Below are 20,593 nucleotides of genomic sequence, written 5' to 3'. Positions count from 1 at the left end.
CTAGAGTTTGGTTCCGCCGACAGTCATTTTATCTATTAAAATTGATGGCTGCGCTACTCCTACTGGAACACCTTGGCCAGCTTTTCCACAGGTTCCAATACCAGGATCCATCATCATATCATTTCCAACCATTGATACTTCTTTTAAAATTGATGGACCATCTCCGATCAAAGTTGCACCTTTAATTGGTGAACCAATTTTACCATTATTAATCTCGTATGCCTCAGTGCAATTAAAAACAAATTTGCCAGAAGTAATATCTACCTGACCTCCACCAAAACTTACTGCAAAAATTCCCCTATCAACTGATTTGATCATCTCATCTTGAGTATGTTGACCACTCATCATCATGGTATTTCTCATTCTTGGTAGAACGATATGTTTATAATTTTCTCTTCTTCCACTTCCAGTAGATTTAGTATTCATCAATCTTGCATTTAATCTATCTTGCATGAAATTTTTTAAAATTCCGTTTTCAATTAATACTGTTTTTTCAGTAGGTGTTCCTTCATCATCAATTGTTAAACTTCCTCTTCTTTTTCCAATAGTTCCATCATCAACAATAGTAACACCCTCACTTGCAACCTTTTGACCCATTAAATTATGAAAAGCTGAGGTTTTTTTTCGATTAAAGTCTCCTTCCAAGCCATGACCTATGGCTTCATGAATTAAAATTGCTGGCCATCCAGGGCCTAACACTACTTTCATTTCACCTGCTGGTGCTGGTTTGCTATCCAAATTTACTGAAGCAATTCTTAATGCTTCTTCACAAACATTTTTCCAATTATCATTTTTTAAATATTCATCATAAGATTGTCTTCCGCCAATACCATAAACGCCAGTTTCTTTTCTTCCATTTTTTTCAAGCATCACAGAAACATTAAATCTTATTAACGGTCTAACATCTGTTAAAGCTTCACCACCTGAACGTATAATTTCAATTGATTTTTGTTCTCCACTAAAACTTGCTGTAACCTGTTTAACTGAAGAGTCTTTTTTACGTAAATAATCATTAACTTTATTTAAAACCTCAAGTTTTGAGTCCAGTGATTTTTGTTCTATTGGGTTAATATCTTCATAAAATTTATTGTTAGTTTTTGGGATCTCATGATTATAAGTTCCTTTGCTTGACTTAAGAGTTGATTTAAGATTTTGTGAAGAATTTCTTAATGACTCTTTTGAAATTTCATTGGAATGAGAGTACGCAACCACCTCATTTGAAATAGCCCTAAATCCAAAACCTAAATCAGAACTATAATTTGAACTTTTAATTTTATTATCGTCCAATAAAATTGACTCTGATTTTGTGTCTTCTAAATACAATTCGCCATCATCACAATTCTTAAGTGTATCAGAGACAATATTATCTACATCTTTTCTGTTTAAATCTGATTTGTCTAGAAAATTACTCATGGTAAATACATAGTTATTTAAATATTATTTTCAATGGATGATTTTACGCATGTACAAAATAATCTTTATAGTTACTTAAATAAATTATGAAAGTTTACTTCAATAATTCTTGTAAAATTTGTAGGGCAGAAATTAATTTATACAAGAAAGAAAATATTAAAGAAATTGATTGGGTTGATATTACTAATAATTTAACTGCAGAAAAAGAAACACGTAAAAATGATAAAGATCTTTTAAGAAGATTACATGTTAAAGAAGGTGAAAAAATAATTGAAGGTGCAGAAGCTTTTCTTTTTGTGTGGAAAAAAATTCCAAAATATAAATTTTTGTATAAATTTTTTAAACTTCCAATAATTTTTACTTTATTTAAATATGGATATGAAATTATTGCTTTTTTTTTATATCTAAAAAATAAACATCAACTTAAAAGCTAGTTAATAAAAAATAACATAAATTTACTAAGTAAAGACATAGAAGCAATAAACATAATCATTACTATTGAATACATAAATGTAATTATTTTATTTTTTTTTCTTCTTAACCTAATAAAAGATTTATCATCTAAATCAGAAATATCTCTTTTGCCGACTACTTGGTAATCATAACTCCATCTCCAAGTTGAGTCTCCAAGTCTAGTATCTAAATTATTAAAGTACCTTATCCATGCAAGAGTGTATTGAAGTATTAAATACAAAATTACCATCACTAGAGTTCCAAAAAACATCTTAAAATAATACTTAATTAATTATGAAATTTTAATTGGTATTTTTGGCTCTTTTTCTTGCAATTAATTGGGTTAAAGAATCAACCATTGTGTCTGAAGCCTTAAAAATTTCATTATTTTTAAATTCGTGAGAAATATTTTTTTCTGGATTTGTTTTATCCTCAATAACTATTCCTTCATTAGGTGAATTATTTTTTATATAAATTAATAATAACCATTCATCATCAACGGACTCGTCCCATTTTACAAAAATCTCTCCTGTTTCAAATCTTCTATCAATGCATCTAAAAATAGACATATGTCTTGTAATGTGTCTTTTATTTAATTGAAAAACTAAACTACTGGCACTTCTAAAAAAACTTTCAAGAGCAAATTCAATTTTTTGTCTTGCTAAAGTATATTCTTTTTCTTTTTTTAATAATGTTTCTCTATCTTCATCACCTTGAATTTTAACACCTAAAGCCTCTACTCTTTCTCTTATCTTTTGATCTCTTATTATTCGGTACTTTTCTTTTAATTGTTCTATTCTTTTTTGTAGACCAGCATAGTCGTCTCTTTTTTCTTTTAGAGATATTTTCTCAAGTTTTTCTAATTCTTTAACTTCTCTTACTCTAAATTTATCAATCTGTTTTTCTAATCTTAATTGTTTTAAAAATTGTTTTTGTTTTTCTGCTTGTTCAATTCTTAATATAGCCTGCTCTTTTCTGAGAAATAACTTTATGTCCTTAGCTCTTTGCTTTTCTAATTTAACCTCATCTTTTAAAGCTTGCTCTTTTAATTTAACTTTTAATTCTTGTTCTTTTTGCCTTTCTTTTGCAATTTCAATTTTTTCCTGTCTCTCTCTTTCTTGTTTTTCTAATTTTAATCTTCTCTCTTCGTCTTTTTTGAGAATTTTATACTGAAAAATCGTTGATGCAATTTTATCGAAAAATGCTTGAATATATTTTTCAAAACTAAAATTTATTTTAAAATTTATCTCAGGTTTTAAAGAATTTTGGAAATTAATTACTTTTAAAATGAAATTTTGTTTTTTTGGAACTTTAGGTTTTGTTGATTTTTTTTTTAATCTTTTATTATTTTTTTTTAATCTTGATTTGATTTTTTTTACTTTCCTACTTTTTGATTTTATCTTTTTATTAGTTTTGTTCTTTACTCGATTTTTTGATGTTTTTAATTTTTTCGATTTTTTTTTCTTTTTTTTCATTTTCAAGAAAGCTAGTTCTATCAATAAATTATTGATAAATATAGTCTCTTGTGACAGGAGTTGATGTATAATTTTTTGTTAGTTGAAATTGATATACAACCTGATCTCCCCATTTGAATGCCATCTCGCATCCTGCTAAATAAAATTCCCACATTCTAAAAAATTTTTCATCAAACATTTGAATAATTTTTTCTTTGTTATTCATACAATTTTCTTTCCAGTGTCTAAGTGTATGAGAATAATGAAGTCTCAATACTTCAATATCAGCTACTATTAACCCCGCTTTTTCAATAGGTGTGGTTACCTCGCTCAAACTTGGAGTATAACCACCAGGAAATATATATTTGGTGATCCATGGATGCGGGTCTCTTGGTGGATTAACAGATCCTATGGTATGAATTAAGGATATTCCATCTTCATTAAGTAATTTATCAATTTGTTTAAAAAATTTTTTATAAAACTTTCTGCCAACATGCTCAAACATTCCAACGCTTACAATTCTATCAAATTTTTCATTAAGTTCTCTATAGTCTATTAATTTAAAATTTAACTGATTTTCTAAATTAAGTTCTTTTGCTTTTTTCCTGCAATAGTTCAATTGATTTTCAGACAATGTGATTCCAGTAACCTCACAGTTAGCGCTTTTGGCAATATCAATTGCCAAAGACCCCCAGCCACAACCAATATCTAAAACTTTTTGATTAGTTTTAATGTTAAGTTTTTTTATTATATGTTGAATCTTATTATTCTGAGCTTCCTCAAGTGTATCTGTTTCTTTTTTAAAATATGCACAAGAATATTGTCTCTTAGGATCTAAAAATAAATCGTAAAGATCATCTGAAATATCATAATGATGTGAAACATTCATTTTAGATTTCTTAATGAAATTAAAATTGGTTAAATATCTATAAGAACCTCTTAATCTATTTATCAAATAACTAAAAAAGTTGAGTTCATTCCTTCCAAAATTCATTAGTGCCAAATCTAAGAATTCACTTAAACTTCCATTTTCAATTATAATATCGCCATTTGTATAGGCTTCTCCAAAATATAAATCCGGATGTAATAATAGTTTGTAATGAAGTTTTTTATCTAAAATTTTAACTTTGATTGGTTTATTGTTTTTTGGCGATCCTATAATATAATTTTTAGAATTTGCGTCGACTAAAATAAAACCATCGTTCTTAAAAACACTATTTAAGAATCTTGCTAATTGCATTTTATGCTGCCATTAATGATTTAATTGAAAAATTAAATTTTTCTAAGCTCTTTATCAATTCATTTTCATCTTGGGAATTTAAAGTATTTAGAGGTGGCAACACATTCAAATAAGATTGGTTATATTTACCAAAGTAAGTATGAAGTCCTGAAATTAAATTATATTTTTCAAATGAAATTCTTACGTCGCATAATTTTTGATTATCAGTTTGCTCATTTTGAGCAATAAAATCATCATAAACTTTTCTTGCTAATTCAGCGGTAGCATTACAAGTTGCAGTTATAATTCCAGAACACCCTAATTCAAGACCTTTTAATAATTTTGACTCAGAGCCAGGTAAAATTGAAAAATTTTCTAATTTTAAATTTTCAAAAAGATTATAAGAACTATCTTTTACTCCAACAATTTGATCAGGAAATCTTTTAACTAATTTTTCAACACATTCTATACTAAATTTATAACCACATAATTTTTCAAAATTATATAGAATTATTTCGCTTTCAGGAATTGACTCAACTATTTTTGAATAAAAATTTATGACATCATTATCATCATATTTATAATATGCTGGTGGCATAATTAAAAATCTTTTAAAATCTAAAGATTTAGCAACATTCATTAAATTAATTGTTTCACCTAACGAATTTAAGCCAGTACCAATTATATATTTTTCTCTATACTTACTTGTGGATAGCTCATTTAATAAATTAATTTTTTCTGCAACAGGTATTAATTGAGCTTGCCCCGTACTACCAAAAACTGCCACACCATGACATCCTTGATCGATAACCATTTCAGCATGGTTAATTGTTTCTTTAACGTTTAATGTCAAATTTTTATTAATTACTGACATCGAAGCTGCATATACACCCTTAATCTTACTCATAAATAAAATTAGTCTAAAAAAAAAATTTAGTAAAGATTAAATAATTTAAGATAAATCTTTTAAAACTACTTCTTTTGCTTCATTGACTATTGCTGAAAGTCTTGCAGTTTCAGGTGAAATGTCGGGATGAATTTTCTTTTGTATATTGACATAAGCTTTATTTACCATTTCTTTAGTTAAATTTTCTGAGGGTTCTAAATTAAGTATTTTATAAGCTTCTAAAGTTGTCATTGAAGAAACGTTAGAACTATTTTTATTATTAAATGAAAATCTTCCAGTATTTCTTAAAGTTTGTATCAATCTATATAATGAAATTAATTGAAACAAAGAAAGACCCTTTAATTTCAACAAGGCTAAACTTGCAATTGTTAATGGTAAAGTTAATAAAAATTTACCTGCAATAGCAAATAAAACTGCAAAAATAATTAATCCTATAAAAAGTAATATTCTGAGGCTTTTAGATATTTTTTTTGAGTTAATACTGGCAAAAAATCTTAGGAAAAAATATAAAATAGTCAAAATTAACACTGTATAAATAATGATATTCATATAATTCCTTATTACATGAAAATACCATATCTAAGAAAAAAACCAGAATTAAAATCTTGTCATAATGTTACATGGGAAGACAATTATAGCTGGATACATCAAGAAAATATCTTAGAAGTTTTAAGAGATAAAGATAAACTTTTGCCAGAGGTAAGAGAATATTTGGAAAAAGAGAATGAATATACCGATCATCATTTAAATAATACAAAAACTTTGCAAAAAGATCTGTTTAACGAAATTAAAGGTCGAATTAAACTTGATGATGAGTCCCTTCCATACAAAGATCATACTTATGAATATTGGACTAAAACTACTGAAACTGGAAATTATTCAATTAAATTACGAAAAAAAATTGGTAGTGACTTAATTGAAGAAATTTGGAACGGAGATAATGAAAAAGAAAAACTAGGCGTTGAATATTTTGGTGTTGGAGATTTAGAGGTTAGCAATAATGATAAATATCTGGGTTATTCTTTAGACACGAAAGGTTCAGAATATTACACAATTTTTATAAGGGAAATCAAAACTAATAATATTATTACAAAAGAAATTTCTGAAACATCAGGTGGTGTTACTTTTAGTTTGGATGATAAATATATTTTTTATTCTAAACTTGATGAAAATCATAGAGCAAGAAAAATCTTTAGACATGAAATTGGAAAATTTAATGATGAAGATGAATTAATTTTTGAGGAAAAGAGTGAGGCATTTACAGTTGGTATTAGTTTAAGTTCTGATGAAAAATATTACTTTATAAATACTTCAGATCATAATACCTCAGAACAATATTATTTTGGGGTTGATGAAGAAAAACCTTCACCAAAATTGATAATGCAAAGAGAAAAAGGGGTAATTTATTCAGTAAGCTCTTGGGATAACAAATTTTATAATCATACTAATAAAAATGCAGAGGATTTTAAAATCGATGTAACTGATAGTTTGTCAGATCAAAAATGGGAAACCTTCATTCCAGCTAGAAATGAAGTTTTAATTGGAGGATGTACTTTTTTAAAAAATTGGATTATTCGATCTGAAACTTCTAATGCATTAGATAAACTGTTTGTAAGAAACATCACATCTGGCATCGAAGAAGAGCTAAAATTTTCAGATGAAAATATTTATGTCCCTGGTATTTCTTTAACTCAAAAAGATAGAGATACAGATGAAGTACATCTTGGATATTCATCTCCAAAAACTCCTTCTAGAGTTTATAAATATAATTTATCTAATAAATCAAAAAAACTTGTAAAAGAACAAGAAATACCTTCAGGGCATAATCCTGAAGATTATATAGTTGAAAGAATAGAGTACGAATCTCACGATGGTAGATTGGTTCCGCTTACAATAACCCGGCATAAACATACCAAAACTGATGGTTCGGCAAATTTATTACTTTATGGATACGGTTCATATGGAAATTCAATGAGTCCTGGTTTTTCTTCTACGAGATTAAGTTTAATCAATAGAAATATTATATGGGCCACAGCACATATCAGAGGTGGTATGGAAAAAGGAATGAAATGGTGGAAAGAAGGAAAACTTACGAATAAAAAAAATACTTTTGAAGATTACATCTACGCAGCAAAATATTTGATAAAAAATAATTACACATCTAAAGGAAAAATAATCGGTATGGGTGGGTCAGCTGGTGGATTATTAATGGGTGCAGTTGTAAATCAGGCACCAGAATTATTTTTAGGAATTATTATGGCTGTACCATTTGTAGATTCTTTAACAACTAATCTTGATCATTCTTTGCCTTTAACAGTTGGCGAATTTGATGAGTTTGGCAATGCAAAAGATAACAAAGAGCACTTTGACTACATATTTTCTTATGCTCCATACAACAATATAAAAAAAATGGATTATCCACATATACTAATTACTACTAGCTTAAGTGATAATAGGGTTTTGTTTGATGAGCCTGCAAAATTTACAGCTAAATTGAGAGAATATAAAACTGACAATAATTTACTTCTATTAAAAACTGAAATGAATGCTGGTCATGGAGGAAAATCTGGAAGAGATGGGGCCATAGAAGAAATTGCTATTGATTATGCTTTTGCATTAAAAATTGCTGAAAAAATTTAATTTTTTTTCAATCTTGAAATTTTTAAAATAATTACCATATAACTTTTGTAAGTCGCCTAATGGGGTTTACATAAAATAAACTTGCTTAACAAAGGAGAATATTATGACAAGTAAGGATCTATCTATCTTTAACTCACTAAGACCTTTTTCAATTGGTTTTGACGACATGTTTGACCAATTCGAAAATATGTTAGGAAATGGGAATTTGACAATGCAGTCAAATTATCCTCCTTATAACATCAGAAAAACTGGTAAAGATAATTATGCTATTGAAGTGGCTTTAGCTGGCTTTAACAAAAATGATGTTGAGGTAGAGTTTGAAGATAATTTATTAACTGTAAGAACTAAACAAGTTAATAAATCAGAAGAAAGTAATGTTGATGGAGAAATTATACATAAAGGTATCTCTCAAAGACAATTTGTAAGATCATTTACAATCGCTGATGATGTAAAAGTAAATGGTGCTGCATTAAAAGATGGTCTTTTAACAATATCTTGTGAAAGAATAATTCCAGAACATAAAAAGAAAAAACTTATTGAAATTAAATAAGTTAAACCTTGCTTGCGGGGATTTTTCCTCGCAAGTAATATTTTTAAAAACAACCGTTAGATACAAACCCTATAACAATGTTATCTGAATTTATTTCAAATCTTCTCTCGCAAGGGATTCCATATTTTTTTGTATTATAAATTAATTCAAAATTACCTTTTGCATTTTTAAAATCCTCATCAGGTTTTCCTAAATCCATTTGTAAAACGCTTGCAGGCTTACTAATATATTTGCTAAGTTTTTCATTTTCTTTTTCAACGATTGCATCTGTTTTATCTTTGATCGTTTGACAACCAGTAATCATTAAAAGCATTAAAAATGAAAATAAAATAAATTTACAGTTTTGCATAAATAGATAATAACAACTCAATTATGGCATAATTATAAACTTCTCAGTTGTAATTTGTGAATAAACAATAGTTTTAAAGGGTATTTATTATCAGAATCGCTTATTTAACTCATATTAGGAGGAAAAATGCTTGATAATTATTTTAATTATAAAAAACACAAAACAGATTTCAAAACAGAAGTAATAGCTGGAACAACTACGTTCTTAACTATGGCTTATATAATGTTTTTAAATCCATTTATCTTATCGGGAGAATTTGCCGGACCCGAAAAAGGTTTCTTTGATTTCGGCGCAGTGTATACCGCAACAATATTAGCGACAGCGTTAGCATGTTTTATAATGGCTTTTTATGGAAAAACTTGGCCTATTGGACTAGCACCAGGTATGGGAATTAACGCCTTTGTTGCTTTTGGAGTTTGTGCAGGAATGGGCTACACTCCCCAGGAAGCTTTGGGTGCAGTATTAGTTGCTGGTGTATTATTTTTAATTATATCTCTTACACCTATTAGAGCTTGGCTAATTAACTCTATTCCTAAAAGTCTTAAATTAGGTATTGGAGCTGGAATAGGATTGTTCTTAGCAATAATTGGTCTTCAAATAATGGAAGTTGTTGTAGATAATCCAGTAACATTAGTTCAACTAGGAGACTTAAGTAACCCTTTAGTATTATTAGGTTGTGCAACTTTCATTGCAATTATCGTATTAGAAAAAATGAATGTAAAGGGAAATATTATTATAGGAATTTTAGTATTTAGTATCATTGCGTGGGCAACAGGTCTTGCTAAATTTAATGGTATAGCAAGTTCGCCACCACCAATGACATATTTATTTGAGTTTGACTTATCAGCAGCAATGACTGCTGGAATGTCTACTGTAATATTTACTTTATTGTTCATTGACTTTTTTGATACAGCTGGAACGTTAACTTCAGTTGCAAACGTTGCAGGTAAGGTTGACAAACAGGGAAAAGTTCAAGACATCAATAAAGCTATGTTGTCTGATAGTGTTGGTACAGTTGCGGGTGCAATGATGGGAACTACAACTGTTACAAGTTATGTTGAGTCTGGAGCTGGTGTTAAAGCTGGTGGAAAAACTGGGATGACATCTCTTGTAATTGGTTTGCTATTTTTAGCGTGTATATTTTTTGCGCCTTTAGCAACAAGTTTACCAAAACAAATTGATGGTGCAGCTTTACTTTTTGTTTCAGTTTTATTTATTAGAAATATTACTGACATTGAATGGAACGATATATCAGAGTCAGCCCCCGCTATACTTGCAATGATTGCAATGCCTCTAACTTACAGCATTAGTAATGGTATTGCTTTAGCTTTTGTATCTTATGCTTTAATCAAGTTATTTACTGGAAAGTTTTCAAGCACTTCACCAGCAATTTGGGTTATTGCGATACTTAGTGTTATGAGTTTTGCGGTTGCTTAAAAATAATTTAATAGGGCTAGTTCCTTCTAGCCCTATTAGTTAATTCTTTTTAATAATTTCTTCAATAGATAATTCTTCATAGTGTTCAGTTGGTTGAACAATCCATGGGTCTCCATCTAATTTTACAGGACAAAAATCTGGTTCAAATGTAGATGATTTTTTTTTCCATAAACAAGCTGTTTTAACTTCTTTGATATAATCTTTTGTTGGGGCATAATTTTTTAACCACTCTATACTTTTGTTTAACGTTAAACCTGTATCTGAAAGATCATCAATCAAAAGAACTTTATTGTAATCTTTATTCTCAGCTAAAGAGCTAATTTCCCTAGCAAACATTAATTGACCTTGTTTGTCCTCCATCCCTTCTCCTGAGTAACTTTGAATAACAATATACGCGATGGGTAATTTTAATATTCTTGATAAGATATCGAGTATTGGTGCTGCACCTCTCATGATACCAACAAGAACTGTTGGCTTATATTCATTGTGTATTTGTATTGCTAATTTCTCAACAATTTTAGTATATTCTTCAAAGCTAATAATTAATTTATCTGCCATGAAATTTATTAACATAATTAAAATATTTTAAAAAGGAGTTATCATGAAAGGATATTGGGTATGTATATATGAAAAAATTCATAATGAAGAAAAGCTGAAAGACTATGCTTTAAAAGCTAAGCCTGCAGTAGAAAAGTTTTCTGGAAAATTCATAATTAGGGGTGGAAAAAATAGAACTAATGATGGAATTAACTCACCAAGAACTGTCGTTGTAGAGTTTCCTGATTATAATACTGCTATAGAATGTTATGACTCTAAAGATTATAAAGAAGCACACAATATTCTGATAGGTCACGCTGAGAGACACCATCAGATAGTTGAAGGTAGTTAATATTAATACTATTAAAAGGATATATTATGAAAGCTTATTGGATCAGTTTATATACAAAAGTTAAAAATCTGGACAATTTAAAAAAATACTCAGAAGTTGCAATACCAGTTATTAAAAGCTTTGGTGGAGTTCCCATTATTAGAGGTGGAAAACACGAAACATTTGAAGGAGATGATTTTTCAAGAACAGTTGTTTGGGAATTTCCAAGTTATGAAAAAGCTATCGAATGTCATAATTCTAAAGAGTATTTGGCTGGTTGGGATCTAGCAAAAAATACAACTGTTAGACATATGCAGGTAGTTGAAGGATTTAGTACTGAATAGGTTCAGGATCTATACTTCTCCACAAATACCAAGTTGCAACAGAACAATATGGAGAAAATCTTTTGTATAATAAATTCACATATTTCTCTGGTGGTAAATATTCTTTTTTATAATTTTTAGAGATTGCTCGCAATAAACCAATATCTTGTATAGGCCAAATATTTGATCGATTGTAAGTGAATAATAAAATCATTTCTGCAGACCATCTTCCAATTTGTCTAAGCTTAGATAAATATATTATTGCCTCTTCATCTGACATTTTTGGAATAAGTTTTGAGTCAAATGTTTTATTCAATGTTTGTTTGGCTAAGCTTTTAATACCTTTTGCTTTTTGTCTACTTAATCCACAACTTTTTAATTGAGTAACTGTTAACTTATAAACTGTTTTAGCATTAATTTTATTTTTACATTTTTTTTTAAATTTTAAAAATACAGAATTAGCAGCAGCTACACTAATCTGTTGACCTATAATACTTTTACATAATGAATAGAAAATATCTTTTCTTGAAGTAAGGGTAACTTCAGATGGTTCAGAATATTTTTGAATTAAATATTTCATAACTTTATCATTTCTAGATAAATATTTTTTTGCTGAACTCCAATATTTTGGTACTTTACTCATGTCTTGTTGTTGATGGAATTTTTTCTTTATAATGGATTTCTCTTCTCAAGATAATTAATGAAGAAAAAACTACTAACATAGCTCCTAACAATGTTTTTATAGTTGGAACTTCATCCCATATGAAGTAACCAAAAATTATTCCAAAAACTAATGCTAAGTATTTAAGTGGAGACACAAGCGAAACCTCTGATAACTTAAATGACTGTCCAAGCCATAAGTTTGCAAAACCTCCTAAAAAACCAATCATACAAAGTAATATTAAATCTTTAATATTTGGCATTACCCAGCCAAATGGTACTGTGAAAAGGCTAGCTAAAGTAATAGCAGCTGAAAAATATAAAGAAATTAGCCAGACTGGTTCTGTTGTTGATAATTGTCTAATTGCAATAGCAACATAAGATAAACCTAAACAAAAAATTATTGGATATATGTAGTATATATTTAAAGAATCAAAACCTGGTTCCGTAATTACTATAATTCCAATAAAACCAATTAGCACTGCCAACCATCTGTAAAAACCTACTTTTTCACTTAAAAAAAAAATTGAAAAAATTGTTGTAAAAATTGGAGCTGCAAAAGAAATACTTACAACTGTAGCTAATGGCAAATTACGTAAAGCAATAAATATGGCAATTAAAGCTATTAGTCCAAAAAGACATCTTAAAAAATGTAAACCAATTCTTTTAGTTTGATAAAAATTTTTTATTCTTTCTCTTGGCATTATGAAAAAATATATAATTACTCCAAAAAAACCTCGAAAAAACAAAACTTGTCCCAATGGATAATGTTCAGACCATTTTACAATTAAATCCATGACTGAAAATGCACATACAGACATAAACATGTACAAAAAGCCTAATTGATTTTTAGAGAGCATAGAATAACTTATAGATTAATTTACAGAATAATAAATGGAAATAGCAATTTTAGGTTTGGGATGTTTTTGGGGTCCAGAAATAAAGTTTAGTAAACTGGATGGAGTGATTAAAACTGAAGTAGGATATTGTGGTGGTAATAATGTTCAAACTAGTTACAAAGAAGTTTGCACGGGTGAAACAAATCATGCTGAAGTAGTAAAGTTAGATTTTGATCCTGAAATAATATCATATGAAGAAATAATAAAATATTTTTTTGAATTTCATGATCCAACAACTTTAAACTCTCAAGGTCCAGATTTTGGGACACAATATAGAAGTGAAATTTTTTACTTAAACGATAAACAGAAGATAATAGCAGAAAAAATATTAAATGAAGAAAATAAAAAATTATCTGGAAAAGTTGTAACTAAAATTTCAGTAGTCAAAAATTATTGTCCAGCTGAAGAATATCACCAAAAATATTTAGAAAAAAGATAAGATGTCCTTAGTCAGTTCAGATTGGTTAGAGAAGAACATTGATAATGTAAAAATAATAGATTGCTCATGGCACATGCCAAAAGCTCAAAGAAATGGTTTTGAGGAATATAAAAAAGATCACATACCCAATGCAATTTTTTTTGATTTAGATAAAAATTCAAAGATAAATACAGATTTACCACATATGTTGACCGATATTAATTCCTGGGAATTAATTATGAATAGTATGGGTATTTCAAATGAAGATGAAATAGTAATTTATGATAATTCAGATGTAATAAGTTCTTGTCGATGTTGGTATAATTTAATTTATTTTGGGCATGATCCCAAACTTGTTCATGTTTTAGATGGAGGCTTAAATAAATGGAAAATTGAAAATAAAATTACAAATAATGAAATAATACCCACAACAGTTTCGAATTATAAAGCTATTGAAAATAATAAATTAGTAAAAAATAAACAAGAAATAGATAAAAATATTACTTTAAATGAATTTATAGTTGTTGACGCAAGAAGTAGGGAGCGATTTGAAGGAAAAGTTCCAGAACCTAGAAAAGGTCTAAGAAGTGGGTCAATAAAAAATTCTTTTTGCTTACCTTTTTCTGAATTAATAAATGATGATCATACTTTTGTAAGTAAAGATAAAATCAAAGCCCAATTTAGGTTATTTAATTTAGATCTAAATCAAAATATTGTATTTTCGTGTGGTTCAGGAGTAACTGCAAGTGTATTGGCACTAGCTTATTCATTAATAAATGATAAGTATATGCCGACTATCTATGATGGTTCATGGTCAGAGTATGGAAAAAGTTAAAATATGAAAAGATCAACCAAAATTATATCAATAATATTAATCTTCTTTTTTATCATTGCAGCAGTAATCATTGCTAGAACAATGATTGGTAATCACTTTAAAAAAAAATTTAGCAAAAGACCCCCTCCAGGAATAATTGTAAAGGTTGTTGAGCAAAAATTATTTCAAAACACAATTGAAACCTTTGGTACCGCAGTACCAGCTCAGATAAAATCTTATAATATTGAAAAATATGAAATTTTAGAACCTATTAAATATAACACAAAAGTTAAAGCTGGAGATGTAATTGCTAAACTTAAGAATAGAAACATAGTCACTCCATTTGATGGAATTATTGGTAAGAGAGATTTTTCCAATGATATTGATGTATCAAAAAGTTCTATCGTATTAAATTTAGAAGACACCTCTGTTCTTTTTATTGATGTTGATATACCTGAAACATTTGCACCTTTTGTAAAAAAAAATCAAAATGCTGATATAAAATTTTCTGGAAATAATCTTAAAAAATATTCTGGAGTGGTTGAATCAACTGCAAGCAGAATTGATACCAATAAAAGATCATTGCCCGTAAGAATTAGGCTTGAAAATCCAAACAATGAACTTTTATCTGGCTCATTATTAGAAGTATCTATTAACTATAATGAAAGAAATTCATTAAGCATTCTAGATACCAGTCTTCTTATGGAAGGTAATAATGTTTATGTATATAAAGTTAATAAAGAAAATATTGTAAATAAAACTGAAATAGAAATTGGTTTAAGAAAACAAGGAATTGTAGAAGTAAAAACTGGACTTAAAAATGGTGATACAGTAGTCGCCGAAGGTCTGAAAAAAACAAGACCTAACGGAAAAATAAATCCAATTAAATATGGTTCAAAACCACAGTCTTCAAATTGGAATAAAAAAGACAAGGCAGATAAAATAGAACAGAAAAAAGGTAAGTTTGATTGGATTAAAAAATTAAATATATTTAAAAAATCTGATTCAAAAAAAGAAGAGAGTAAAAATAAATAATTGAATGTATATAACTGAACTTAGTATCAGAAGACCAGTTGTAGCTTGGGTTCTATCTTTAATACTTATTGTATTTGGTTTATTTGTTTATTCTGAATTACCAGTAAGAGAATTACCTGATGGTTTACAGCCACCAGTAGTCCAAGTAAAAGTTAATTATAAGTCTGCATCAGCTCCAATTATTGATCAAGAAATAACTCAAGTAATAGAAGATGTTATAGGAGGTGCAGAAGGTATAAAGAATATCGACTCTAAATCTGAAAATGGAAGAAGTAGTATTAACATTGAATTTGACACAGATATTGAGCTTGACGATGCTGCAAACGATATAAGAGAAAGAGTAGCAAGAATAGTCGATAATCTTCCCTCAGAAGCAGATGCTCCTCAGATATTAAAACAAGCAGCTGGTTTTACAACTACAATGTGGCTTTCAGTTTCATCGTCAACCTGGTCTGATTTAGAACTTGGTGATTATGCAGATAGGTATTTAGTGGACGCTTTTTCAAGTGTAAAAGGTGTTGGAAGAATTCTACTAGGAGGACTTAGAGAGCTTAGTGTTAGAATTTGGATTGACCCTATCAAATTAGCTGCAAATGATATGACAATTCAAGAAGTAGAAAATGCACTTAGAAATGAAAATATAAGCTTACCAGCTGGGACCTTGGAAGCAGAAAATATAGATTTAACAATTAATTTAGATAAGTCTTATACAAATATTGATGAATTAAAGTTTTTACCAATTAAAAAAACAAAAGATCAAATTGTAAGATTGTCAGATGTAGCAAATGTGGAATTAGGTCCTGTCTCAGAAAAAACATTATTTAAATCTCAAAGCAAAAATAAATTAAATCAAAAGACAGTTGGAATAGGAATTTACGCAAAAAGTGGTGCATCAACAGTTGAACTATCAAATGAAATTCAAAAAAAAATTAAAGAAGTTAAAAAAACTTTACCTGATAGTTTAAAGCTAGATGTTTCATTTAATAGAGCGACATACGTTAAAGCAGCTATAGATGAAGTTTATAAAACTTTAGCGATTGCATTTGTTTTAGTTGTAATAATAATTTATTTATTTTTGGGAAATATAAAAGCAGTGATTGTTCCTGCTGTAGCGCTTCCGGTGAGCTTAATAGCATCATTTTTAGGTATCTATCTATTTGATTTATCAATAAATATTTTTGTACTTCTTAGTTTTATACTTGCAATTGGAATTATCACTGATGACTCTGTTATTATGACTGATGCAATATATAGAAGAATAGAAAATGGAGAAAGTCCATTGATTGCTGCATATAATGGATCTAAACAAATTACCTTTGCGATAATTGCAACAACTTTAATTTTACTTGCTGTTTTCATTCCATTAATTTTTATTAAAGGAATATCTGGAACTTTATTTAGAGAAACAGCTATAGCTTTATCTTTTTCTATAGTTGTCTCATCATTTGTTGCATTAACGCTTTCACCAATGCTAGGAAGTAAGTTTCTAAATAAAAAAACAAGCTCTGGTTTTTTTGTTAGAAAATTTAATGTTTTTTTTCAAGGTTTTTCTAATTTTTATAGAGAAACATTAGATTATTGGTTAAATAAAAAGAAAACGATAATAACCTTCATTATTTTAATTATTGCAGGATCTGTTGCTTTATTCATGTTCACAACCAAAGAACTTCTTCCAAAAGAAGACAGGGGCGTTTATTTGGTTATTGGATTTACCGATGAAGGAAGTTCTTTCGATTACACACAAGAAAAAGCCCAGGTAGTAGAAAAGAGATTGCTACCATTGCTTCAAGCTGAGAATAGTCCTTATGAAAAATTTATAATGAGAGTTCCAGGATTTGGAAGCTCTGCAAATTCATTTAATAGTTTTATTATTATTGCTTTACTTGAAGACTGGAAAAAACGAGATAAAGATACAATGATAATAATGAGACAAGCTATAGGTAAAATAGTAACTGTCCCTCAAACTTTAGCATTTCCAATTTCACCTCAAGCCATAAGGGTATCTAATTACAATAAACCAGTCCAAATGGTAATTTTGGGAAGTACTTATGAAGAACTAGAAAGTATTCAAAATGACGTAATTAGTAAACTTAGAAGAAATAGAGGATTATCAAGAATTGAGTCAGACTTTAATAGAAATAAACCAGAGGTAAAATTAGTTATCAATAAAAATAAAGCTAAAGATTTAGGAATATCGACTAGATCAATTGGCCAAACATTAGAGACATTATATGGTGGCAAAAGAGTTACCACATTTAATAAATTGGGTAAAGAATATCCAATTATTCTTCAGCAATATCTCATTGATAGAAAAGATAAAGATAGTTTAAGTAAATTGTTTGTAAGATCTGGTACAACTGGAGAATTAATCTCATTGTCTAACCTAGTTGACCTAAGAGAAGAAGGATCAGCAAAAGTATTAGCAAGATATGACCGACAAAGAGCTGTAACAATTTCTGCAAATATAAATGAAAATTATTCTTTATTTGAAGCAATTGAATATCTGGAAAATATAATGGCAGATGTGGCGCCCACTAATCAAATTACTTGGAAAGGTGAGTCTGAAGAAGTTAAAGAGACAACAAATGAACTTTATATAATTTTTGCACTTGGTTTACTGACTGCTTATTTGGTAATGGCTGCTACATTTAATTCTTTTATTCATCCGTTTATAATTATGTTAACTGTACCACTAGCTGTTTTTGGAGGACTGGTATTTATTTTATTTTTAAATAGTTCAATAAATATTTTTTCTCAAATTGCTTTAGTAATTCTGATTGGTATATCAACGAAAAATAGTATTTTGATTGTTGATTATGCAAATCAAATAAGAACCACAGGAAAGAAAATAGAAGATTCGGTTAAAGAAGCTTGTGAATTAAGATTTCGACCTATTATGATGACATCTATAAGTACCATGATAGCAATGATTCCTTTGGTAATTGGAAATATTGGACCAGGTGCTGGAGAAGCCTCAAGGTTAGCCGTTGGAGCAACTATACTTGGAGGGATGATAATTTCTACTTTCTTTACACTATATGTAACTCCTACAATGTATTTAACACTTGCTCAAAATACAAAAAGAATAGACTCCGTTGATTTAGAGTTAAAAAAAGAATTATCTAAAAAATAATATATTTATTTTTACTTAGTGAACCACTGCACTCTTTAAGTTGATTTTTATAAATATTAGATTGTTTCTCAACTCTTTTTGCTAAATTAATTATTTTTTTATTCTTTTTATAATGTTTATAATTTCCCCATCCTTCATGATAAGCAACATACTGTTTAAAAGCATCAGTTTTAGATATTTTTAAAATAGAACTAGATTTACTGGTGTACCATCCTATGAAATCAACGCTATCTTTGAACCTAGCTCTTACTGCAAGCTTATTTCCTGTCTCTTTTTTATATTGTTCCCATGTACCATTAACTGCCTGAGAGTATCCAAATGAACTTGAGGGTCTTTTGTATGGAATTACTTTAAAAAGTTTTTGTCTAGGAGGTTTGGCAAGCCAATCAAAATCTGACTCCATTTTAATAAAAGCAAGCTGCAAATAAACTGGGGTTCCCCATTTTTTTTCTGATTTATTAGCATGTTTAAACCATAAATACCTTTCATTAAATATTGAACAACTATTTGATGTGTTTGACGGTACTGAAGAGCAAGCTGAAATAAAAAACAATACTATAAATAATAAATTAATTCTAAAAATTTTCATATAATTTTATTAGTAGTTATATTTTATAAATTAAATTAAAAGATTAACAAATGAGTTATTTAATTTTAGTAAGACATGGCCAAAGTATATGGAATCTTGAAAAAAAATTCACAGGTTGGGTTGATGTAGACTTGACCGAAAATGGTAAATCTGAAGCTATAAAAGCTGGTGAACTAATAAAAACGAAAAATATAAATATTGATATTTATTATTCATCTTACCAATTAAGAGCAAAAAACACCTTAAAATTAATAAAACAAACACTGCAAGATACAAAAGTTTCAAAAGAGGCTTGGCAATTAAATGAACGACACTATGGATCCCTGACAGGTTTAAATAAAGATGAAATGAAATTAAAACTTGGTGAAGAAAAAGTTCATCAATTTAGACGTTCGTGGGATTTACGACCAGACCCATTAGATAAAAAAAATCCTCACCATCCTATCAATATTGATGCCTACAAAGAAATACCAATTGATAAAATTCCAGACACAGAGTCTCTTAAAGATACTTATGAAAGAGTATTAGAGTTTTATACACAAGAAATTGAAAATGAAATTTCAAAAAATAATATTTTAATTTCTGCGCATGGAAATTCAATTAGAGCATTATGCAAATACTTATTTAAATTAGATGAAAATCAAATCTCTAAATTAGAGATTCCAACTGGAAATCCACTATTAATAAATTTAGATAAAAAGAATAATATTACTGATTGCAAATACTTAGACAAAGAAAGAGCTAAAGACCTTGTAGTTTTCTAAAAGTTTCAAGATCAGTTAAATGATAAAAATTATTATTAGTCTCAAATCCAAATAATTCTTTTTTTTCAATTAGATCATTCCATACATTTGTTATGGAAAATTTTTTATCTTTATATTTAGAAAGAAGTTTTTTATTCATAATTTGGCATCCTGTATAAATAAATTTACTCTCATTATTTTTTATAATCAAATTTTCTTTTAGATCAAAATCACCCTTTAAATTTTTATCAAAACTTAATTCTTTTTTTACTAATAAAAGTATATTTTTAAGTTTTTTTGAAAAATATATATCTTCCATTTCAATAATTTCATTGGCATAATTTTTTCCCCATATTGTGTCAGGATTAAATATTAAAACATTTTCTTCATTTGTATGTTTCATCATATTGCTTATGCCACCTCCTGTATCAAGAATATTCTCTCCATCATCAATAATTGTGATTTTAGGATTAAACTTTTTATGATTTATAAAGTCATGAATTTGATCTTTTAAATAAAAAGTATTAAGAATAATTTGTTGTATACCTAAATTTTCAATTAGATTAATACAAATTTCAAGCACTGCAATATTGTTTAATTTGATTAAAGGCTTAGGAGTTTCTAGTGTTAACGGATTTAATCTTTTCCCAAATCCTGCACATAAAATTAAAGCCGTATTAATTCTCATT

At 28.3% G+C, this 20,593-nt stretch carries 23 protein-coding genes; 11 read left to right on the top strand and 12 right to left on the bottom strand.

The window, feature by feature from the left end:
- Positions 1–1,413, bottom strand: coding sequence for a metalloprotease TldD (gene tldD / locus PB7211_RS02050; RefSeq protein WP_008544581.1), 1,413 nt, complete (start codon positions 1,411–1,413; stop codon positions 1–3).
- Positions 1,414–1,499: 86 nt separating this feature from the next.
- Here tldD and PB7211_RS02045 point away from each other — a divergent pair, with 86 nt between their 5' ends.
- On the top strand, positions 1,500–1,847 hold the full coding sequence (locus PB7211_RS02045; RefSeq protein ID WP_008544676.1) for a thiol-disulfide oxidoreductase DCC family protein: 348 nt from the start codon (positions 1,500–1,502) through the stop codon (positions 1,845–1,847).
- Here PB7211_RS02045 and PB7211_RS02040 read toward each other — a convergent pair.
- The 5 genes from PB7211_RS02040 to PB7211_RS02020 are packed head-to-tail and all read right to left on the bottom strand — an operon-like array spanning position 1,844 to position 5,995.
- Positions 1,844–2,137, bottom strand: coding sequence for a hypothetical protein (locus PB7211_RS02040; protein WP_008544074.1), 294 nt, complete (start codon positions 2,135–2,137; stop codon positions 1,844–1,846). The genes PB7211_RS02045 and PB7211_RS02040 overlap by 4 nt on opposite strands.
- 31 nt (positions 2,138–2,168) lie before the next feature.
- Positions 2,169–3,341: a hypothetical protein gene (locus PB7211_RS02035; protein WP_008544651.1), complete on the bottom strand. Its 1,173-nt coding sequence runs from the start codon at positions 3,339–3,341 to the stop codon at positions 2,169–2,171.
- Between the two features lie 28 nt (positions 3,342–3,369).
- Positions 3,370–4,560 (bottom strand): SAM-dependent methyltransferase, encoded by a 1,191-nt coding sequence (locus PB7211_RS02030; protein WP_008546029.1) that lies wholly within the window; start codon positions 4,558–4,560, stop codon positions 3,370–3,372.
- A 1-nt stretch (position 4,561) separates the two neighbouring features.
- Positions 4,562–5,446: a dihydrodipicolinate synthase family protein gene (locus PB7211_RS02025; RefSeq protein WP_008544113.1), complete on the bottom strand. Its 885-nt coding sequence runs from the start codon at positions 5,444–5,446 to the stop codon at positions 4,562–4,564.
- Positions 5,447–5,491: 45 nt separating this feature from the next.
- Entirely contained in the window at positions 5,492–5,995 is a 504-nt protein-coding gene (locus PB7211_RS02020) for a J domain-containing protein (RefSeq protein WP_034398827.1), read from the bottom strand.
- 15 nt (positions 5,996–6,010) lie between these two features.
- On the opposite strand from PB7211_RS02020, the gene PB7211_RS02015 reads away from it, so the two are divergent.
- Both PB7211_RS02015 and PB7211_RS02010 read left to right on the top strand, forming a co-directional pair.
- Complete coding sequence (locus PB7211_RS02015) at positions 6,011–8,086, top strand: S9 family peptidase (RefSeq protein ID WP_008543999.1); 2,076 nt, start codon at positions 6,011–6,013, stop codon at positions 8,084–8,086.
- A gap of 103 nt (positions 8,087–8,189) precedes the next feature.
- Entirely contained in the window at positions 8,190–8,636 is a 447-nt protein-coding gene (locus PB7211_RS02010; protein ID WP_008544908.1) for an Hsp20 family protein, read from the top strand.
- Between the two features lie 43 nt (positions 8,637–8,679).
- On the opposite strand, the gene PB7211_RS02005 is transcribed toward PB7211_RS02010, so the two are convergent.
- Positions 8,680–8,985 (bottom strand): hypothetical protein, encoded by a 306-nt coding sequence (locus tag PB7211_RS02005; RefSeq protein ID WP_008544808.1) that lies wholly within the window; start codon positions 8,983–8,985, stop codon positions 8,680–8,682.
- 126 nt (positions 8,986–9,111) lie between these two features.
- Here PB7211_RS02005 and PB7211_RS02000 point away from each other — a divergent pair, with 126 nt between their 5' ends.
- Entirely contained in the window at positions 9,112–10,422 is a 1,311-nt protein-coding gene (locus PB7211_RS02000) for an NCS2 family permease (RefSeq protein WP_008545682.1), read from the top strand.
- A 39-nt stretch (positions 10,423–10,461) separates the two neighbouring features.
- Here the strand turns inward: PB7211_RS02000 and PB7211_RS01995 are convergent, their stop codons facing one another.
- The gene (locus PB7211_RS01995) at positions 10,462–10,995 is read right to left on the bottom strand and encodes a phosphoribosyltransferase (RefSeq protein WP_034398824.1); all 534 of its coding nucleotides are present in this window, start codon (positions 10,993–10,995) and stop codon (positions 10,462–10,464) included.
- Between the two features lie 28 nt (positions 10,996–11,023).
- On the opposite strand from PB7211_RS01995, the gene PB7211_RS01990 reads away from it, so the two are divergent.
- A complete protein-coding gene (locus PB7211_RS01990; RefSeq protein WP_008545642.1) occupies positions 11,024–11,311 on the top strand; it encodes a DUF1330 domain-containing protein in 288 nt (95 codons plus the stop codon).
- A 26-nt stretch (positions 11,312–11,337) separates the two neighbouring features.
- Positions 11,338–11,634: a DUF1330 domain-containing protein gene (locus PB7211_RS01985; RefSeq protein ID WP_008545288.1), complete on the top strand. Its 297-nt coding sequence runs from the start codon at positions 11,338–11,340 to the stop codon at positions 11,632–11,634.
- Here PB7211_RS01985 and PB7211_RS01980 read toward each other — a convergent pair.
- Both PB7211_RS01980 and PB7211_RS01975 read right to left on the bottom strand, forming a co-directional pair.
- Positions 11,621–12,256 (bottom strand): DNA-3-methyladenine glycosylase family protein, encoded by a 636-nt coding sequence (locus PB7211_RS01980; RefSeq protein ID WP_008544989.1) that lies wholly within the window; start codon positions 12,254–12,256, stop codon positions 11,621–11,623. The genes PB7211_RS01985 and PB7211_RS01980 overlap by 14 nt on opposite strands.
- Positions 12,249–13,133, bottom strand: coding sequence for a DMT family transporter (locus PB7211_RS01975; protein WP_034398821.1), 885 nt, complete (start codon positions 13,131–13,133; stop codon positions 12,249–12,251). The genes PB7211_RS01980 and PB7211_RS01975 overlap by 8 nt, the downstream gene beginning before the upstream one ends.
- Positions 13,134–13,167: 34 nt before the next feature.
- Between PB7211_RS01975 and msrA the strand changes: the two genes are divergently transcribed.
- Genes msrA through PB7211_RS01955 form a run of 4 tightly spaced genes read left to right on the top strand, consistent with a single transcriptional unit; the run spans position 13,168 to position 18,572 of the window.
- Positions 13,168–13,611, top strand: coding sequence for a peptide-methionine (S)-S-oxide reductase MsrA (gene msrA / locus PB7211_RS01970; protein ID WP_008544692.1), 444 nt, complete (start codon positions 13,168–13,170; stop codon positions 13,609–13,611).
- Position 13,612: 1 nt separating this feature from the next.
- On the top strand, positions 13,613–14,425 hold the full coding sequence (locus PB7211_RS01965; protein WP_008544854.1) for a rhodanese-like domain-containing protein: 813 nt from the start codon (positions 13,613–13,615) through the stop codon (positions 14,423–14,425).
- Positions 14,426–14,428: 3 nt separating this feature from the next.
- On the top strand, positions 14,429–15,439 hold the full coding sequence (locus PB7211_RS01960) for an efflux RND transporter periplasmic adaptor subunit (RefSeq protein WP_008544216.1): 1,011 nt from the start codon (positions 14,429–14,431) through the stop codon (positions 15,437–15,439).
- Positions 15,440–15,443: 4 nt separating this feature from the next.
- On the top strand, positions 15,444–18,572 hold the full coding sequence (locus tag PB7211_RS01955) for an efflux RND transporter permease subunit (RefSeq protein WP_008546033.1): 3,129 nt from the start codon (positions 15,444–15,446) through the stop codon (positions 18,570–18,572).
- Here PB7211_RS01955 and PB7211_RS01950 read toward each other — a convergent pair.
- Complete coding sequence (locus PB7211_RS01950; protein ID WP_008546001.1) at positions 18,562–19,161, bottom strand: transglycosylase SLT domain-containing protein; 600 nt, start codon at positions 19,159–19,161, stop codon at positions 18,562–18,564. The two genes, PB7211_RS01955 and PB7211_RS01950, sit on opposite strands and share 11 nt — an antisense overlap.
- Positions 19,162–19,211: 50 nt before the next feature.
- Between PB7211_RS01950 and PB7211_RS01945 the strand changes: the two genes are divergently transcribed.
- On the top strand, positions 19,212–19,925 hold the full coding sequence (locus PB7211_RS01945) for a 2,3-bisphosphoglycerate-dependent phosphoglycerate mutase (protein WP_008545586.1): 714 nt from the start codon (positions 19,212–19,214) through the stop codon (positions 19,923–19,925).
- Here the strand turns inward: PB7211_RS01945 and PB7211_RS01940 are convergent.
- Complete coding sequence (locus PB7211_RS01940; protein ID WP_008545931.1) at positions 19,903–20,592, bottom strand: nucleotidyltransferase family protein; 690 nt, start codon at positions 20,590–20,592, stop codon at positions 19,903–19,905. The genes PB7211_RS01945 and PB7211_RS01940 overlap by 23 nt on opposite strands.
- Position 20,593 lies beyond the last annotated feature (1 nt).

The organism is Candidatus Pelagibacter sp. HTCC7211 (assembly GCF_000155895.1).
Classification (GTDB): Bacteria; Pseudomonadota; Alphaproteobacteria; order Pelagibacterales; family Pelagibacteraceae; genus Pelagibacter.
This window is presented reverse-complemented; position numbering and strand designations above follow the sequence as displayed.

Coding starts and splice junctions, on each gene's coding strand:
- tldD (WP_008544581.1), bottom strand. CDS start 1,413: ATGAGTAATTTTCTAGACAAATCAGATTTAAACAGAAAAGATGTAGAT.
- PB7211_RS02045 (WP_008544676.1), top strand. CDS start 1,500: ATGAAAGTTTACTTCAATAATTCTTGTAAAATTTGTAGGGCAGAAATT.
- PB7211_RS02040 (WP_008544074.1), bottom strand. CDS start 2,137: ATGTTTTTTGGAACTCTAGTGATGGTAATTTTGTATTTAATACTTCAA.
- PB7211_RS02035 (WP_008544651.1), bottom strand. CDS start 3,341: ATGAAAAAAAAGAAAAAAAAATCGAAAAAATTAAAAACATCAAAAAAT.
- PB7211_RS02030 (WP_008546029.1), bottom strand. CDS start 4,560: ATGCAATTAGCAAGATTCTTAAATAGTGTTTTTAAGAACGATGGTTTT.
- PB7211_RS02025 (WP_008544113.1), bottom strand. CDS start 5,446: ATGAGTAAGATTAAGGGTGTATATGCAGCTTCGATGTCAGTAATTAAT.
- PB7211_RS02020 (WP_034398827.1), bottom strand. CDS start 5,995: ATGAATATCATTATTTATACAGTGTTAATTTTGACTATTTTATATTTT.
- PB7211_RS02015 (WP_008543999.1), top strand. CDS start 6,011: ATGAAAATACCATATCTAAGAAAAAAACCAGAATTAAAATCTTGTCAT.
- PB7211_RS02010 (WP_008544908.1), top strand. CDS start 8,190: ATGACAAGTAAGGATCTATCTATCTTTAACTCACTAAGACCTTTTTCA.
- PB7211_RS02005 (WP_008544808.1), bottom strand. CDS start 8,985: ATGCAAAACTGTAAATTTATTTTATTTTCATTTTTAATGCTTTTAATG.
- PB7211_RS02000 (WP_008545682.1), top strand. CDS start 9,112: ATGCTTGATAATTATTTTAATTATAAAAAACACAAAACAGATTTCAAA.
- PB7211_RS01995 (WP_034398824.1), bottom strand. CDS start 10,995: ATGTTAATAAATTTCATGGCAGATAAATTAATTATTAGCTTTGAAGAA.
- PB7211_RS01990 (WP_008545642.1), top strand. CDS start 11,024: ATGAAAGGATATTGGGTATGTATATATGAAAAAATTCATAATGAAGAA.
- PB7211_RS01985 (WP_008545288.1), top strand. CDS start 11,338: ATGAAAGCTTATTGGATCAGTTTATATACAAAAGTTAAAAATCTGGAC.
- PB7211_RS01980 (WP_008544989.1), bottom strand. CDS start 12,256: ATGAGTAAAGTACCAAAATATTGGAGTTCAGCAAAAAAATATTTATCT.
- PB7211_RS01975 (WP_034398821.1), bottom strand. CDS start 13,133: ATGCTCTCTAAAAATCAATTAGGCTTTTTGTACATGTTTATGTCTGTA.
- msrA (WP_008544692.1), top strand. CDS start 13,168: ATGGAAATAGCAATTTTAGGTTTGGGATGTTTTTGGGGTCCAGAAATA.
- PB7211_RS01965 (WP_008544854.1), top strand. CDS start 13,613: ATGTCCTTAGTCAGTTCAGATTGGTTAGAGAAGAACATTGATAATGTA.
- PB7211_RS01960 (WP_008544216.1), top strand. CDS start 14,429: ATGAAAAGATCAACCAAAATTATATCAATAATATTAATCTTCTTTTTT.
- PB7211_RS01955 (WP_008546033.1), top strand. CDS start 15,444: ATGTATATAACTGAACTTAGTATCAGAAGACCAGTTGTAGCTTGGGTT.
- PB7211_RS01950 (WP_008546001.1), bottom strand. CDS start 19,161: ATGAAAATTTTTAGAATTAATTTATTATTTATAGTATTGTTTTTTATT.
- PB7211_RS01945 (WP_008545586.1), top strand. CDS start 19,212: ATGAGTTATTTAATTTTAGTAAGACATGGCCAAAGTATATGGAATCTT.
- PB7211_RS01940 (WP_008545931.1), bottom strand. CDS start 20,592: ATGAGAATTAATACGGCTTTAATTTTATGTGCAGGATTTGGGAAAAGA.